At 49.3% G+C, this 14,934-nt stretch carries 15 protein-coding genes; 5 read left to right on the forward strand and 10 right to left on the reverse strand.

Annotation, left to right across the window (positions count from 1 at the left end; genetic code table 11):
* Positions 1–112: 112 nt before the first annotated feature.
* Complete coding sequence (locus ACJ8W9_RS00075; protein ID WP_411357924.1) at positions 113–853, forward strand: glycosyltransferase; 741 nt, start codon at positions 113–115, stop codon at positions 851–853.
* Positions 854–862: 9 nt separating this feature from the next.
* A complete protein-coding gene (gene waaA / locus ACJ8W9_RS00080) occupies positions 863–2,884 on the forward strand; it encodes a lipid IV(A) 3-deoxy-D-manno-octulosonic acid transferase (RefSeq protein WP_411359866.1) in 2,022 nt (673 codons plus the stop codon).
* On the opposite strand, the gene ACJ8W9_RS00085 is transcribed toward waaA, so the two are convergent.
* The 4 genes from ACJ8W9_RS00085 to mutY form a co-directional block, all read right to left on the reverse strand.
* Positions 2,881–4,134 (reverse strand): glutamate-5-semialdehyde dehydrogenase, encoded by a 1,254-nt coding sequence (locus ACJ8W9_RS00085; RefSeq protein ID WP_411359868.1) that lies wholly within the window; start codon positions 4,132–4,134, stop codon positions 2,881–2,883. The genes waaA and ACJ8W9_RS00085 overlap by 4 nt on opposite strands.
* Positions 4,131–5,243 (reverse strand): glutamate 5-kinase, encoded by a 1,113-nt coding sequence (gene proB, locus ACJ8W9_RS00090; protein ID WP_034732231.1) that lies wholly within the window; start codon positions 5,241–5,243, stop codon positions 4,131–4,133. Before proB ends, ACJ8W9_RS00085 begins: the two co-directional genes overlap by 4 nt.
* Before the next feature lie 199 nt (positions 5,244–5,442).
* Positions 5,443–5,715: an oxidative damage protection protein gene (locus tag ACJ8W9_RS00095; RefSeq protein WP_411357927.1), complete on the reverse strand. Its 273-nt coding sequence runs from the start codon at positions 5,713–5,715 to the stop codon at positions 5,443–5,445.
* Between the two features lie 40 nt (positions 5,716–5,755).
* On the reverse strand, positions 5,756–6,802 hold the full coding sequence (gene mutY / locus ACJ8W9_RS00100; RefSeq protein ID WP_411357928.1) for an A/G-specific adenine glycosylase: 1,047 nt from the start codon (positions 6,800–6,802) through the stop codon (positions 5,756–5,758).
* A gap of 146 nt (positions 6,803–6,948) precedes the next feature.
* Here mutY and ACJ8W9_RS00105 point away from each other — a divergent pair, with 146 nt between their 5' ends.
* Positions 6,949–8,004, forward strand: a complete 1,056-nt coding sequence (locus ACJ8W9_RS00105; RefSeq protein WP_411359871.1) for an OmpA family protein — start codon at positions 6,949–6,951, stop codon at positions 8,002–8,004.
* Between the two features lie 79 nt (positions 8,005–8,083).
* Complete coding sequence (trmB, locus tag ACJ8W9_RS00110) at positions 8,084–8,833, forward strand: tRNA (guanosine(46)-N7)-methyltransferase TrmB (protein ID WP_411357930.1); 750 nt, start codon at positions 8,084–8,086, stop codon at positions 8,831–8,833.
* A gap of 4 nt (positions 8,834–8,837) precedes the next feature.
* Here trmB and hemW read toward each other — a convergent pair whose 3' ends face one another.
* Both hemW and rdgB read right to left on the reverse strand, forming a co-directional pair.
* Positions 8,838–9,974, reverse strand: coding sequence for a radical SAM family heme chaperone HemW (gene hemW / locus ACJ8W9_RS00115; RefSeq protein ID WP_411357931.1), 1,137 nt, complete (start codon positions 9,972–9,974; stop codon positions 8,838–8,840).
* Positions 9,971–10,567, reverse strand: a complete 597-nt coding sequence (rdgB, locus tag ACJ8W9_RS00120) for an RdgB/HAM1 family non-canonical purine NTP pyrophosphatase (protein ID WP_411357932.1) — start codon at positions 10,565–10,567, stop codon at positions 9,971–9,973. Before rdgB ends, hemW begins: the two co-directional genes overlap by 4 nt.
* A gap of 72 nt (positions 10,568–10,639) precedes the next feature.
* On the opposite strand from rdgB, the gene ACJ8W9_RS00125 reads away from it, so the two are divergent.
* On the forward strand, positions 10,640–12,367 hold the full coding sequence (locus ACJ8W9_RS00125) for a potassium/proton antiporter (RefSeq protein ID WP_411357933.1): 1,728 nt from the start codon (positions 10,640–10,642) through the stop codon (positions 12,365–12,367).
* Here the strand turns inward: ACJ8W9_RS00125 and ACJ8W9_RS00130 are convergent.
* Genes ACJ8W9_RS00130 through ACJ8W9_RS00145 form a run of 4 tightly spaced genes read right to left on the reverse strand, consistent with a single transcriptional unit; the run spans position 12,364 to position 14,886 of the window.
* A complete protein-coding gene (locus ACJ8W9_RS00130) occupies positions 12,364–12,804 on the reverse strand; it encodes a DUF4426 domain-containing protein (protein ID WP_411357934.1) in 441 nt (146 codons plus the stop codon). The two genes, ACJ8W9_RS00125 and ACJ8W9_RS00130, sit on opposite strands and share 4 nt — an antisense overlap.
* A gap of 15 nt (positions 12,805–12,819) precedes the next feature.
* Positions 12,820–13,344, reverse strand: a complete 525-nt coding sequence (locus tag ACJ8W9_RS00135; RefSeq protein ID WP_411357935.1) for a YggT family protein — start codon at positions 13,342–13,344, stop codon at positions 12,820–12,822.
* A gap of 12 nt (positions 13,345–13,356) precedes the next feature.
* Positions 13,357–14,184 (reverse strand): pyrroline-5-carboxylate reductase, encoded by an 828-nt coding sequence (proC, locus tag ACJ8W9_RS00140; RefSeq protein ID WP_411357936.1) that lies wholly within the window; start codon positions 14,182–14,184, stop codon positions 13,357–13,359.
* 3 nt (positions 14,185–14,187) lie between these two features.
* Positions 14,188–14,886: a YggS family pyridoxal phosphate-dependent enzyme gene (locus tag ACJ8W9_RS00145; RefSeq protein ID WP_411357937.1), complete on the reverse strand. Its 699-nt coding sequence runs from the start codon at positions 14,884–14,886 to the stop codon at positions 14,188–14,190.
* Positions 14,887–14,934: the final 48 nt, after the last annotated feature.

Raw genomic sequence — 14,934 nt, forward strand, 5'->3', positions numbered from 1 at the left:
ACGATCACATGACGTGAAAAGATCGTCAATTCAGCGCCAAAACATAGCCATAACTGCAAGATTTTGGCATCATGCGCAGTATTCCAAAAGGATTGTCACAGGCAGGAAAATTATGCAGCCAGTTAACGTGTTATGTATCAAATGGGGCCAGAAGTACGGCGCGGATTACGTCAATACATTGTATTCGATGGTGAGCCGCCATTTGTCACGACCTTTTCGCTTCGTCTGTTTGACCGATGATAACGAAGATATTCGTGAAGAAGTCGAGGTGAAGCCTATTCCAGCCATTGGTTTCGCTGATTTCGATGAACGTAAACCTTGGACCTTCGGACATGGATGGCTCAAGCTGACCTGCTTTGCGGAACCTTTATACGATTTGCAAGGACCGACGTTGTTTCTAGATTTAGACATAGTGATTGTCGGTAGCCTTGACGAATTCTTCGAGCCTGAAGGCGAATTCTTAGTGATCAAAGAATGGGATAAGTCTGACGCGACGGGTAACACATCGGTGTTCCGCTTCAACATTGGTGCCCATGTTGACGCACTTGAGCACTTGAAAAACGATCCAGTAGGCTCGCGTAAAGACGTGCGTAACGAGCAAGAGTTCATCACCCAGTTTGTCGCTCGTCAAGGTAAACTTAAGTATTGGCCGGCTGAATGGTGCCGCAGTTTTAAACGTCATTGTTTGCGACCTTTCCCGCTGAGCTTTTTCCAGCAGCCGCGTATTCCTGAAGGTGCCAAGGTTATTATCTTCCACGGTCGCCCGCACCCAGATGATGCTATCGCTGGGCGCAGTGGCAAATGGTACCGCAAGGTCCTACCGACAGAATGGATCAAAGAATACTGGCGTTAAGGCACTCCCATGACGCTTTGGTATCGTCTGCTTATACGACTGCTAACGCCACTAGCATTGTGCTACTTTTGGTTACGCGGTCGTAAAGCACCAGCTTACCGTCAGCGCTGGTCGGAACGGCTGGCGCTGCAAGCCGTACCAGTACAAGCGCGACAAGGATTGCTTATCCACTGCGTTTCGGTGGGCGAAACCGTTGCTGCCAAGCAACTCATCGAGCAATTTTTAACTAGCTATCCTAGGCTGCCGATCACCTTATCATCAATGACACCGACGGCGGCCGATTTGGCGCAACGTTTGTTTGGTGAACGCGTTCATCATCTGTACTTGCCAATTGATACCCCAGGCGCCATGCGGCGATTCTTTGACAAATTAAATCCGCGTGCGGTAGTGGTGCTAGAAACTGAGGTTTGGCCATGCTTATTGCGTGAAGCCAATCGCCGTGCCGCTCCGGTGATTCTGCTAAACGCACGCTTGTCGGAAAAATCGTTAAAAACCTACCAAGGTTATGGTTGGCTTCTCGGTCCTATTTGGCAGCAGTTGACTTGGGTCGCTGCACAAGACGAGGCGAGCCATCAACGTTTTTTGCAATTGGGTGTTGCTACGGCAAACGCGCACATTCGTGGTAATTTGAAATTCGATAGTCAGGTATCTGCTGATTTATTACATCGGGCAGCTCAACTGCGCCAAGAACTTGATCGCCCAGTATTGGTGGCGGCGAGTACGCATAAAGGCGAAGACGAACAATTGTTAAATGCTTTTGCTCACCTGTTAGAACAACTACCTCAGGCCTTGTTGATTTTAGTGCCTCGCCACCCAGAACGTTTTCAAGCGGTGGGGCAGCTGGCAGAGCGCCGTGGTTTTGCCCTTGCTTATCGGAGTCGGGGTGAGCAGCCAACGGCGCAACAGCAAATCTGGCTTGGTGACACCATGGGTGAGCTAATGCAATGGTACGCGGTTGCTGATGTGGCTTTTGTCGGTGGCAGTCTGATCCAGCGCGGTGGTCATAATCCATTAGAGCCAGTGGCCACGCACACCCCAGTGGTCAGTGGTCGACATATCTTTAACTTTAACGAAATTTATCAGCGTTTAGATAATGCAGAGGCGGTTCGCTGGGTCGAAGATGATGAACAACTGACCAGTGTTTGGTTGGAACTCTTGCAACAACCCGGCCAATGTTTAGCCATGCAACAACGGGCGACCGATGAATTCGCTCGTGATCAAGGTGCAACCCAAGCTATGTTACGCGATGTGCAAATGATCGTGACGCCAACCCCAGATGGAGCAACCACGATGCGACAAGTAGATGAAATAACAGATGCCAACAGAGCTGTTGCTTGGTATCGCAACGACTATTTTTCGTCGTTTGAGATGGCGTATTTCGACCCTGATTATTGGCAGCAACAGCAGTTGGTGGGTGGCTCCGCAACAGGCCGGAGTAAGGCTTGGTTTATTGAACACGGTGAGCAGGGGATGCTGCTGCGACACTACTATCGCGGTGGACTCGTTGGCAAATTCAACAAAGATCGGTTCAAGCGTGAAGCGCTCGCTGATTCGCGCGCAATGGCTGAATTTAGCTTGCTGTTGCGCTTACGCGAGCTTGGCTTACCAGTGCCGAATCCTTTAGCTGCGAGGTTTCAGCGTGCGCCTGTATGGGGCTACCGCGCGGATATCCTAGTTGAAGTCATCCCCAACGCCAAGGATGTTTTTAAGCTGCTTTGTGAGCGTCAGCTCGATAGCGAGCAATGGCATAAAGTCGGCGCTGTCATCCGGCAATTGCATGATGCTAAGGTGTATCACTCCGACTTAAATTGCCACAATTTAATGTTAGACGCGGATGCTAAAGCGTGGATCGTTGACTTCGATAAGTGCGGTTTTCGTGAGGCTGGTGAGTGGCAACAAGCTAATTTAGCGCGACTGTTGCGCAGTCTTCGCAAAGAGCAGCAAAAAGCAAAAGAGGCCAAGCACGACTTCCATTGGTCGGAAGCACGAGATTGGCCTCTATTGTTAGCAGGTTATGATCAACGCGCTTAGTCGCGCGTTTGACCGGTACCTGTTACTACAAATTTTTCAGTCGTAAGTGCTTGTAAGCCCATTGGGCCATAAGCGTGTAGTTTACTGGTTGAGATACCAATTTCGGCACCTAAACCTAACTGTCCACCATCGCTAAAGCGCGAAGAAGCATTCCACATGGTGACTGCCGAATCGACTTCACGGATAAAGCGTTGTGCACGTGCTTCATCTTCGGTCACGATAACTTCGGTGTGGCCACTACCAAACTGATGGATGTGGTCGATCGCACCAGCAAAATCAGGCACTGTACGTACCGCAATTTCAAGCGCCAAATACTCTTCACCAAAAGCGTCATCAGCGATCACATCTGGCTTATCAAAGTAATCGGCAGAAGCTTTATCACTGTGAATTTTCACATGCTTCTCAGCCAGCGCTTGCGCGACTTTAGGCATGAATTCAGCGGCGATAGCTTGGTGTACAAGTAAGCCTTCTAGTGCGTTACAAACACCTGTACGTTGGGTTTTACCATTCAGCAAAATGGCCAGCGCTTTGTCTTGATCGGCAGCTTTATCCACGTATAAATGACAAACACCTTTATAGTGCTGAATCACTGGGATTTTGCTGTTGTCGCTGACAAAGTGAATGAGGCCTTCACCGCCACGTGGAATCACTAAATCGACGTATTGATCTTGCTGCATTAAGTCCATCAGCAGTTCACGATCTGGGGTCGGTACTACGGTGATCACATCTTCTGGAAGATCGCTTTCGCGCAGCGCCTGATGCAATGCAGCAGCGATAGCTTTACTACTCTCAATCGCTTCACGACCGCAGCGTAAAATGACCGCATTACCCGATTTGAAACACAACGCGCCGGCATCGGCCGTTACGTTTGGACGGGCTTCGTAAATCATGCAAATCACGCCCAGCGGAATGCGCATTTTTTCTACTTTGATGCCATTCGGACGCTCATTGAAAGGCATACGCTCGCCGACCGGATCTTGTAGTTCGATGATCTCTTCAATCGCGGTTGCCATACCTTCAATACGTTCAGGGTTAAGTTGCAGGCGATCAAGCATCGCCTCAGAGAGCTGCTTGTCACGGCCGGCTTCCATGTCTTTCTCGTTCACCGCCAGGATTTCGTCGCGGTGGCTACGAATAGCATCGGCCATTTTTTGTAGAACAGCATTTTTTTCAGCAGTCGTTAAATTGGCGACTGCACGTGCTGCAGTTGCAGCACGTTTGGCAATTTCAGTTGCTACGGAGTTACTCATTCATCCTCCAAAATCATTAAGTCGTTACTTTCGATGACTTCTGTAATCGGGCTGTAGCCATATTGCTCAGCAATACTGCTAGCTTCTTGTCCTTTGATATGTAACAGCTCATGCGAGCTGTACTGACAAATCCCTTTGGCAATGGCTTCGGCACTTTCGCCGTGGCGAATGACCACCGCATCACCGCGATTAAAATCACCTTGAACATCAACAATACCTGTGGTCGTTAGCGGCGCGCCTTTAATTAAGGCTTGCGCAGTAGCTTCGCTCACCACAATCTCACCTTGCGAAATCAGGGTGTGACGCAACCAATGCTTCTTGTTGCTCATTGGGTCTTGCTGGCGCTTAAATAGGGTTCCTGGGTTCTCACCTTGCAACAGCAATTCAAAGGTTTCACCCTTACGACCGTTCACAATATAGGTGTCGATACCATGCGAGGTGGCTTTCTCAGCTGCCTCAATTTTGGTACGCATACCGCCCGTCGCGATTTTGTTGGTGGTGCCTCCAGCCAGCGCAAAGATCTCTTCGGTAATCGTATCGACCTCGGGTATCTTTTTAGCGTCTGGTTTGACCCGCGGGTCGGCATCGAAAAGACCATCAATGTCCGAGCAAATGAAGAGCGCATCAGCATCAACGAGCGTTGCCACCATAGCGGCAAGATTGTCGTTGTCGCCGACTTTCATTTCATCGGTTGCCAAGGCATCGTTTTCATTTACGATGGGCAATACACTGTGTTCTAACAATGTGTGAAGCGTGTTGCGAATACTGACGTAGCGTGCCCGATCTCGTAAATCACCATGTGTCATTAATACCTGTGCACATGGGAAGTCAAAAAAGCGTGACCAGTTTGCCATCATGTCGTTTTGACCGACGGCTGCCATTGCTTTTTTAACAGTGACTGGAATCTTATCGCTGTCATAACTGATATGCTTGCGGCCGGCAGCAGCACTGCCTGATGATACCAACACAACCTCTTGGCCGCGCTCGTGGCACTCGATAATAAATCGAGCTATCGCAAGTAAATATTTAGTGCTCGTTCCTGTGTCGTCTGGCGCAATCAACGCACTGCCTACTTTTACAACAGCCCGCTGCCAGGAAGGCATTTTCATAGTGGCTCCCTCTTGAAAAATTCGTTTGTATACTAACAGAATTGCGGAGGTGACTCCAGTTAACAGGTATAAGTTTAGCTTATGCTGATCATACGAAGGTTAAATTTAGGAAATATTAACGTGGAGGTGAAAAAAACTTGGGGCTGAGCAGCGGCGTCAGTACTGAGCCGCTGTTTGGCAGGAAAGCGAACGAACTAAATTAGTTACTTGGTGGAGTGTAGCCTTCGATTTCGACGTCTTTACCCTCGAACAAGAAAGCCGTCATCTGTCGCTCGAGAAAAGCGCGGTCGTTAGGATCCATCATATTAAGACGTTTTTCGTTGATGAGCATGGTTTGCTTCTTCTGCCATTCGCCCCATGCTTGCTTAGAGATATTCTCAAATATTTTTTGGCCTAACTCGCCAGGATAAAGTTGAAAGTCTAAGCCTTCAGCCTCTTGCTTTAAATACTGACAGAATACGGTACGACTCATAACGACCTCATAATAGATAAACTTAGCGCCATTTTACGCGCTATTCAGATGCCTGACAAACTAGCTTGCGCGCTTGGTTGTTGAGAAACTTCGCTATTGGTGCTGGTAACCCATATTGATCGAGGTCTCGCCAAGCGATACGCTTGCCGTTGATGTTGTTACTCGAACTTAAGTAAACTCGCGCCGCCAGTTTATAATGCGTGAAGGTATGCTTGAACTCCGCCTGGGGTGTTTGCTCATTAGGTGCTGATGGCAGCTCGGGTAAACACCAGAGTGAGGGCCAAATGCCGGTTGCAGAGCGCTGCTCGAGGAAGACGCCATCAGCGTCAGCGTCAAGGACAAAGTAACCTGGTTTAGTGGGCGTCTTCTTACTCTCCGCTCGTTGCGGAAATCTGTCGGTTGCTTGATGAGTTTTCGCCAGGCACACATCAGCAAGTGGGCATTGCTCGCATAGGGGGCGCTGGGGTTTGCAAATGGTCGCGCCCAAATCCAGTAAACCTTGGGCGAAGCGTCGAGCAGAGGCTAGCGGTTTATAAGCCTCAGCAAGTTGCCAATAATGCTTGTCATCGCTCGCTTTATTGACCAAAAACGGCAACATAAAGAGTCTGGAAAATAAGCGTTTTACGTTGCCATCGACGATGGCTGCAGGTTGGTCGAAGGCAAATGCACGAATGGCACCGACCGTGTAGGGACCTATGCCAGGAATTTCGCGCAGCTCGTCCGCTTGCTGTGGCAATTGCCCCGCATACGTCGCGACGACGGCTTGCGCTGCAGCATGCAAATTACGGGCGCGACGATAGTAGCCAAGGCCCTGCCATAACTGCATGACAGTTTGTTCGTCGGCTGCCGCAAGGGCGTGAAAACTGGGGAGTTCCTTGAGCCAACGTTGGAAATACGGAATGACCGTACTCACCTGAGTTTGCTGCAGCATCAACTCACTGACCAAAACATGATAGGGATCACCTGCTTGTTGCCATGGAAGATCGTTGCGCCCATGTTGCTCTTGCCATTTTACGACCCGCTCGGTGAATCTCTCGGGTTGGATACAAGCTTTTGCTTTTTCGATAAAACTTTCAGAATGAATCATGATTATTGTTGCAATAGAGTTGTGCTTGAGGGGATTTTGTAAAAGTCATGTAAACCCCCCAATAATTTAGGAAAAAACAAGGAAAAACCATGTATTTCGTATATACTAAGCGTTAATTAATTCATAGGGAAATTAAGGAGCATCTCGTGAATCGTATCGCCGTAATTTCATTAGCAGTAGTCGCTGGTCTCTCAGCAGTCGTGCCTGCCTACGCGCAGGATACCAATGAAGGCCATTGGTGGGTCGGCCCGCGTTTGGGTCCTTTAGGTACTGACTCTGATCGTGTTGCTATCGACAACAATCAGTTACGTACGTTTGATGGCGGATTCGACAGTGCTTTCTATGGTGTGGAAGCAGGTTTTCAGTTTACCCCAGAGTGGGGCTACCGTGTGTACTACGATTACATTCGTGGTGACTTAGAAAACGCAGACACCGCTGACGGCCGTATTTTCGGTATCGACATGATGTATAACTTCACTAACAACGTGTACGGTACTTTAGGTATCAACAACACCGAAATCGGTGATGTGTCGAACCGTTTCTTGCGTGTTAGTGCGGGTTACCGTGAACAGCTCAACAATGATTGGCAGTTGTTTGTTGAAGGTGGTGTACAACAGAACGATGGTGATTTAACCGAATTCTTGTTGATGACTGGCGTGCGTTATTACTTTGGTAAAGCAGCACCAGCTCCAGCTCCGACGCCAGAGCCTGAACAAGCTGCGGTAGTTGATTCAGACGGTGATGGTGTGCCAGATAATCGCGACCGTTGCCCAAATACGCAGCCTACTTACAAGGTTGATGAATACGGTTGTGTGATGTATCAAAACGAAACCATCACGCACGAGCTGATGATTAACTTTGCGTTCGATTCAGCGCAAATTCCAGCAGGTGAAAAAGATGAGCTGCAAGACACTGCAGACTTCTTGAAAGAATTCCCGCAGTTGGATATCCGCATCGAAGGTCACACTGACAGCGTGGGTACAGTGCAGTATAACCAAGGCTTGTCAGAACGTCGTGCGAAGTCTGTTGGTGATAGTCTGATTAAAGACTTTGGTATCGAGCAAGAGCGTGTGAGCACTGTAGGTTACAGTGAAAACCGTCCACTGGTACCAAATGATTCGCCAGAGAATCGTGCGAAGAACCGTCGCATCGAAGCGAAAATGTCTGTCACCAAAGAAGTACCGGTGAAAGAAGACAATTAATTTTTCGTAGTGCTAAGAAAAGGCGCGCTAAGTTCAGCTTAGTTGCGCCTTTTTTGTCGTTTTAGAGACTTTAAAAGTTATGACAGACGAGAAGCAAGCCATAGACACTCAAGCGAACCTTGCAGAAGCTCAAGAAAAAGGTCGCTATATCCGTAAGATACGCAGTTTTGTTAAGCGCGAAGGTCGCTTAACTAAAGGCCAAGAGGCTGCATTGCAGCGTAGCTGGCCACTAATGGGACTGACCCATGAAGCCGGCGTAGTCAATTTCAATGAATGCTTTGGACGCGAAGCCGACACCATAGTCGAAATTGGCTTTGGGATGGGGCATTCGTTGGTCGCCATGGCAGCAGCGGCACCAGAAAAGAACTTTATCGGCATTGAAGTGCATCGTCCAGGTGTTGGTGCTTGCTTGATGGCTGCAGAAGCGCAGCAGCTGACGAATTTGCGCTTGTATGAACATGATGCCGTTGAGGTTTTTGACGACTGTTTCGTCGATGATTCATTGGCGGGAGTGCAGGTATTCTTTCCTGATCCATGGCACAAAAAGCGCCACCATAAACGTCGACTTATTCAGCCTGAGTTTGTTGAGACGTTACGGAAGAAACTTCGTATCGGTGGTGTCTTACACTTAGCAACGGATTGGCAGAACTATGCCGAGCATATGTTGGAAGTCATGCAAGCCGCTGAAGCTGCTGGGCAATGGCAAAATCTATCGCCAACCAATGACTATGTGCCGCGTCCTGAAGAGCGTCCACTGACCAAATTCGAACGCCGCGGCGAACGCTTGGGGCACGGTGTTTGGGATCTGAAGTTTGCGCGTAAAGCCTAAATACTCATACCATTTCGTCAAGAATCGAGTTTAAAAACCGCCGGCCTAGGTCGGTGGTTATCCATGCCTTATTTTGCTCAATCACAAGTCCTTTAGCGATGGCTGGCGCCAAAGCTTGCTGCGCAACTGACAGCGCCAAGCCCGTGCGTTCGGTAAACAATTGCTTTTGCATCGGCTCATTGAGGCGCAGCAGGTTCATAAAGAACTCAAACGGGAGTTCACTGGCGGCAACCTCCCAAGTCCGATATCGCAGTGGGCGTGTAAGATCGAGATAGCCCTGCGGATGCTTGATCTTCTCGCAGCGCATAATCCGTTGTTCATCTGCTAGGGTGATTTTGCTATGAGCCCCACAACCAATACCGAGATAGTCACCAAATTGCCAGTAGTTGCGATTGTGGCGACTTTGATGCCCCGGCTTTGCGTAAGCGCTGACCTCATAGTTTTGATAGCCCGCGGCCGCTAATTTTTCATGCCCACGTTGGTAAATTTCCCATAAAACTTCGTCATCAGGAAGTCGTGGTGGACGGCTGGCGAACGAGGTATTCGGCTCGATCGTCAGCTGGTACCAAGAGATGTGGGGTGGCTCAAGGGCTATGATGCCAGCTAAATCTGCCATCGCAGCGGCAACCGTCTGCCCCGGTAGTCCGTGCATGAGATCTAAATTGAAGCTGCGCAGACCCAGCGTGCGCGCATGTTGAGCAGCGGTAAGTGCTTGTGCAGGATCGTGAATACGGCCCAACTGCTGTAGCTGCGTAGCATCTAGACTTTGCACGCCAATTGACAAGCGATTGACGCCAGCGGCTACGAAGCCGGCAAAACGCTCCTGTTCGAAGGTTCCCGGATTTGCCTCAAGCGTCACTTCGCAATCGTCGCTGAGCGGTAGCTGTGCAGCGATACCCTCAAGTAGCCGCGCAATTGCTGCGGCGGAGAACAAACTTGGTGTGCCACCACCGATAAAAATACTACTTATTGGGCGGGCTTGAGCCCACTCAAGATCGGCGCGCAAATCATCCAGCAGCCGGTTGACGTAAGCTTCTTCAGGGATGTCATGCTTCAATGCGTGCGAATTGAAATCACAATAGGGACATTTTTGAATACACCAAGGTACGTGCACATAGAGCGCGAGCGGTGGTAGCTTCATGCGCCGTGTTCCAGGAGCTGCTGCAGTTGTCGTAGCGCCTGACCACGGTGCGAGAGCTCGCGCTTACGGTCCGCACTAAGTTGCGCTGCGGTACAACCTTCGCTAGCGACGTAAAACAGTGGGTCGTAACCAAATCCTTTATCGCCACTAGGTACAGTGGTGATGATGCCACGCCAACGACCGTGACAAATGATCGGGGTGGGGTCTTCCGCATGTCGAAGAAATGCCAACACACAATGGAAACTTGCGCCGCGTTCGGCTTCGTCAACGCCCTGAAGCGCTGTGAGTAATGTGTCGATGTTGTCTTGATCTGACGCATTGAGGCCCGCATAACGCGCCGAATAAATCCCAGGCGCTCCGCCCAACGCGTCGACTGCTAATCCGGAATCGTCAGCCAAGGCTGGTAACCCAGTTATACGTGCCGCGTGACGTGCTTTTAAAATAGCATTTTCGATAAAAGTGAGGCCGGTTTCTTCAGCTTCTGCAAAATTCCATTCTGCCTGTGGCCGAACATGCCACTGAAAAGGCAGCAATAGTTCGGTTAACTCACGGATTTTTCCCGCATTTCCAGTTGCTAAGACAACTTCTTGCATGACAGCTTTACTCGTTTTAGGCACAATGGATGCATTATAAAGGATGCAGCGCCTCGACCAAAGGAGAAACCTGTGGCGGATTTGACCAGCGTGATGTTACTCATGGGCTCCTTGCTACTTGTCAGTATTCTGGCAGCAGTGGTCTCATCACGCTTGGGCGCGCCGTTACTCTTGGTATTCATGATTGTCGGCATGCTAGCCGGCGAAGAGGGCATCCTCGGGATCGAGTTTAATCAGCCGGAAATTGCATTCTTTATCGGCTCTTTGGCATTGGTCATTATTATCTTTGACGGCGGCATGCGTACCAAGAAAGAGCGCTTTCGCGTTGCCTTGTGGCCCGCTATTAGTCTTGCCACACTTGGCGTTGCCCTGACCTGCAGTTTAACTGCCGTCGGTATTGTCTACTTATTTGATATCCCTTGGCCCATGGCGTTGCTAATGGGCGCTATATTGAGTTCCACCGATGCTGCGGCGGTCTTCGGTATTTTCCAGTCACAAAACCTGAAGATCAAACAGCGGGTTGCCTCAACCCTTGAAATTGAATCGGGCACCAACGATCCGATGGCGGTCATTCTAACCATGACCATGACCAGCTTAATTGCGAGTGCCGAGGTATTCTCGTTTGCCGCTGTCAGTTTAGAGGTGCTACAACAATTGCTAGTGGGCTTACTCGGAGGTTGGCTAGGCGGCAGAACTTTTGTCTGGATGGCACGCAAAATCACTGTGCAGTTTAGTTTCTTTCCTTTGCTGGCTGCTGCCAGCGCAGTAGTCGTTTTCGCGCTGACCTCAACCCTTGGTGGTAGTGGCTTTTTAGCTGCTTATTTGATGGGGTATGTCATCGGTAATGCGCGATTACCGCAGCTGGTGCATATTTTACAGGTACAAGATGGTTTAGCTTGGTTAAGTCAAATCATGATGTTTCTGATACTTGGCCTGCTGGTGACACCATCACATTTGATGGATAACTTGGTGTTGGCGCTAAGTGTCGCCGGGGTGATGATATTCTTAGTGCGGCCGTTAGCAGTATTTTTGAGTTTGCTACCGTTTTCATTCCCAATTAAAGAGCAAGTTTTTATCAGTTGGGTAGGTTTGCGTGGTGCAGTGCCGATTATTCTCGCTCTCTATCCGTGGTTGAGTGGCCTGCCCGACCAAGAGTTATTCTTCGATATTGCCTTTGTCGTGGTACTGGTATCTTTGGTATTGCAAGGCTGGACTATTGTGCCGATGGCGCGTTGGTTGAAGCTTGAAGTTCCTGCTGAAGCTGAGCCGGATCGACGCATGCCACTCGATCAAGTGGGCAGCGAAGAACCTTTAGAATTGTGGTCGTATCAAATTACCGAGCGTTCACCTGCTTGCGACCATGCCTGGCATGAGCTGCGTTGGTCAGTACCACTGGAGTTTGTCGGTCTAGTGCGCAAAGGGCAGTGGTTACGTCCCGGCGAACGTCCGCAATTACGTGAAGATGACAAGGTATTGGTTGTCGCGCAAGTAAAGCATATTGATGAAATTAGTCGGGTTCTTTCGGCCGGCGGTAAGGCGCGTTCGTTGAATGCGACAGACTTCTTCGGTGATTTCACTTTGAATGGTAATTTGTCATTGGCAGACATAGCTGCGTTTTATCCGCTTGGGGAGTTAGACGAAAAACTACAAAGCAAAACGCTGCACGACTACTTTTCGTATAAATTCCACCGCCGCATGGTGGTGGGGGATCAGTTGGTGCTCGGTCAGGTCCAACTCACCATTCGCGAGTTGGACGAGCAAGATCAAATCACTAAGGTTGGCGTGAAGCTGTTAGATTAATTGCGCCAAAATTCGTCAGAGAAACGCAGCTCTTGGGTTTCGCCATCTTTTTTGATGGTGATAAAAAAGCGTAACGTTTCGAGATTAGTGAAACGAGTTTGTGCGAGATAATAAACCGCATCGCCCTCAACGACTTCTTGGAATTCTAAGCGTTGCTGGACGCTTAGAGGATTCATTGCATAGCCTTCGATCGATACCCGTTGTGCCGGCTTACCTGCGGTTTCCGCTGCTAACACCGCAATATTGAGGGTGGCGAGCGTATCACTGCGCTCAAGTTTGTATTGCCGAGCAATCTCGGGCTGCAGGAAGGTAGAGTTAAACGCATTGTAATGCACTTCCCACGGACCTAAACGTTTGCTTTGTTCAGCCTGTGCGACATTAAATGTCGCACCAAGACAGACGCTCACTAATAGGAATAACTTGGCTAAAGTACGCATGAGTACCCTCGATGATTAAACCCGAAACACGATCATCAGTGCCTGAATGGCAATGATGAGTACCAACACCGATAGGTCAAGCCCGCCCATTGGCGGAATAATGCGACGAATCGGCGCTAAAAATGGCTCAGTTAGTTGTGCTAACATTGCTGTCATCGGATTATAGCCCTGCGCAAACCAGCTTAATAAAGCCCGAATCAAGACAATCCAGAACAACAACCAAAGGAATTGGCCAATGGCGGACATCACCGCCAAGTACAGCAAGTCAATCCAAATAAACGGATAACCATGAACTGCACTTAGGGTCACAAATTTTGCGAGGCTCACCACGAAGACCAGAAATAGGGTCGCTAAGTCCCAAACACCAATGGTCGGGATGATGCGGCGTAACGGCTTAACCAAAGGGTCGGTGATAGTTACGACAAACTGACTGAGTGGATTATAAAAGTCGGCTCGCGCTGCCTGTAACCAAACACGTAAAATTACCACCATCAAATACAGCTCGAAAATAGTGATAATAAGAAAGTTTATAAGCTCCATTCGCTTGTTCCTTTAAAACAATTCGGCCATTTCTTGATTGCGTTTTACGGCAGCTTTGACCGCATCTACTGAGATTTTATCAATATCATAAGCTTGATATTGCTCAATTCCTTTGGCGGTAGAGCCACCTTTACTGGTAACTTGTTTACGCAAATCTTCTAATTCTAGTTCGCTGTGAATTGCCATTTCAGCCGCACCAAGTGCTGTCTGTTGTACCATTTGTCGCGCTTTATCGCGATCAAAACCAAGCGCAACTGCGGCTTTTTGTAAGCTCGCCATAAATTCAAAAAAGTAAGCTGGGCCACTTCCGGCAACTGCGCCAAGAATATCCAGCTCGTCTTCATCACTAACCCAAAGAGTGGCACCGACACCATCAAAAGCAGTAGTGATAAAACGCTTGTCACTGTCGTCGACACGATCATCAGCAACGAGGCCAGACATGCCCTTGCCGACCAAAGAGGGTGTATTAGGCATCACTCGAATCATCCGAATGTCAGCCCCGAGATACTGGCGATATTTACTGATGCGAATTCCCGCTGCGATGGTAACGATGAGTTTGTCGGTTAAATCAGTCACCTGCTCACGCAAAGCGGCACAGACATCAGCCATTAATTGCGGTTTTACTGCTAGGACGATTACGTCAGCTTTATTGGCAACTTCGGCGTTATCTTGCGAAGTATGCACGCCAAGCTCAGCGGCGATCTTCTCGAGCTTTCCCGTGCTTGGGTTACTGACAAAAATTGCGTCGGCAGGATAACCACTTGCGACCATTCCACCGACGATGCTTTGCGTCATATTACCTGCACCGATAAAAGCGATAGTGCGATGCTGAGTTGTCATGAATTACTCCTTTTTGCTTGCTCGAGCGCCAAATAGTGCAGTACCTACGCGCACCATGGTTGAGCCCGCGCCGATAGCCGCGGTGATGTCTTGGCTCATGCCCATTGAAAGTGTATCAACACTTTCATATTGGGATGATAATGCAGAAAACAACCGTTGCATGGCGGTGAAACTCTGTTGTTGTTGCGCTGCACTTGCATGCGCAGCCGGAATCGTCATGAGTCCGCGTAGCGTTAGGCGGCCGGCGGCGGCAATATCCGCGGCTAAGGCCGCTACTTCATTCGGTGCAACGCCTGATTTACTTTGTTCATCGTCAATGTTGACCTGAATCAAGACTTGTAATGGCGGTAGCTCTGCCGGGCGCTGCTCGTTGAGTCGGCGAATAATTTTGCTACGATCCACGCTTTGTACCCATGCAAAATGCGCGGCGATATCGCGGGTTTTATTGGACTGAATAGGGCCGATAAAGTGCCAGACAAGAGCGTCAAGATCGGTCAGCTGTTGCTGCTTTTCTAACGCCTCTTGTAAATAGTTTTCACCAAAGTGTCGCTGTCCCGCCTCATACAGTTCACGGATTGCATTGGCAGGCTTGGTTTTGCTTACAGCTAACAATTGCACCGATTCTGGTCTACGATTGTGTTGATCGCAGGCGCTTTCGATCTGCTGGCGGACTTCTTTTAAGCGCTCAACTATGCTATTCATTGGACTCTGGCTCATTGCTAACACTCACTCATAATAAAAAAGAGAAAG

The organism is Pseudidiomarina salilacus, assembly GCF_047323925.1.
GTDB classification, from domain to species: Bacteria; Pseudomonadota; Gammaproteobacteria; order Enterobacterales; family Alteromonadaceae; genus Pseudidiomarina; species Pseudidiomarina salilacus.

Coding starts and splice junctions, on each gene's coding strand:
- waaA (WP_411359866.1), top strand. CDS start 863: ATGACGCTTTGGTATCGTCTGCTTATACGACTGCTAACGCCACTAGCA.
- ACJ8W9_RS00095 (WP_411357927.1), bottom strand. CDS start 5,715: ATGAGTCGTACCGTATTCTGTCAGTATTTAAAGCAAGAGGCTGAAGGC.
- ACJ8W9_RS00085 (WP_411359868.1), bottom strand. CDS start 4,134: ATGAGTAACTCCGTAGCAACTGAAATTGCCAAACGTGCTGCAACTGCA.
- mutY (WP_411357928.1), bottom strand. CDS start 6,802: ATGATTCATTCTGAAAGTTTTATCGAAAAAGCAAAAGCTTGTATCCAA.
- ACJ8W9_RS00075 (WP_411357924.1), top strand. CDS start 113: ATGCAGCCAGTTAACGTGTTATGTATCAAATGGGGCCAGAAGTACGGC.
- ACJ8W9_RS00135 (WP_411357935.1), bottom strand. CDS start 13,344: ATGGAGCTTATAAACTTTCTTATTATCACTATTTTCGAGCTGTATTTG.
- ACJ8W9_RS00145 (WP_411357937.1), bottom strand. CDS start 14,886: ATGAATAGCATAGTTGAGCGCTTAAAAGAAGTCCGCCAGCAGATCGAA.
- trmB (WP_411357930.1), top strand. CDS start 8,084: ATGACAGACGAGAAGCAAGCCATAGACACTCAAGCGAACCTTGCAGAA.
- rdgB (WP_411357932.1), bottom strand. CDS start 10,567: ATGCAAGAAGTTGTCTTAGCAACTGGAAATGCGGGAAAAATCCGTGAG.
- ACJ8W9_RS00130 (WP_411357934.1), bottom strand. CDS start 12,804: ATGCGTACTTTAGCCAAGTTATTCCTATTAGTGAGCGTCTGTCTTGGT.
- hemW (WP_411357931.1), bottom strand. CDS start 9,974: ATGAAGCTACCACCGCTCGCGCTCTATGTGCACGTACCTTGGTGTATT.
- proC (WP_411357936.1), bottom strand. CDS start 14,184: ATGACAACTCAGCATCGCACTATCGCTTTTATCGGTGCAGGTAATATG.
- proB (WP_034732231.1), bottom strand. CDS start 5,243: ATGAAAATGCCTTCCTGGCAGCGGGCTGTTGTAAAAGTAGGCAGTGCG.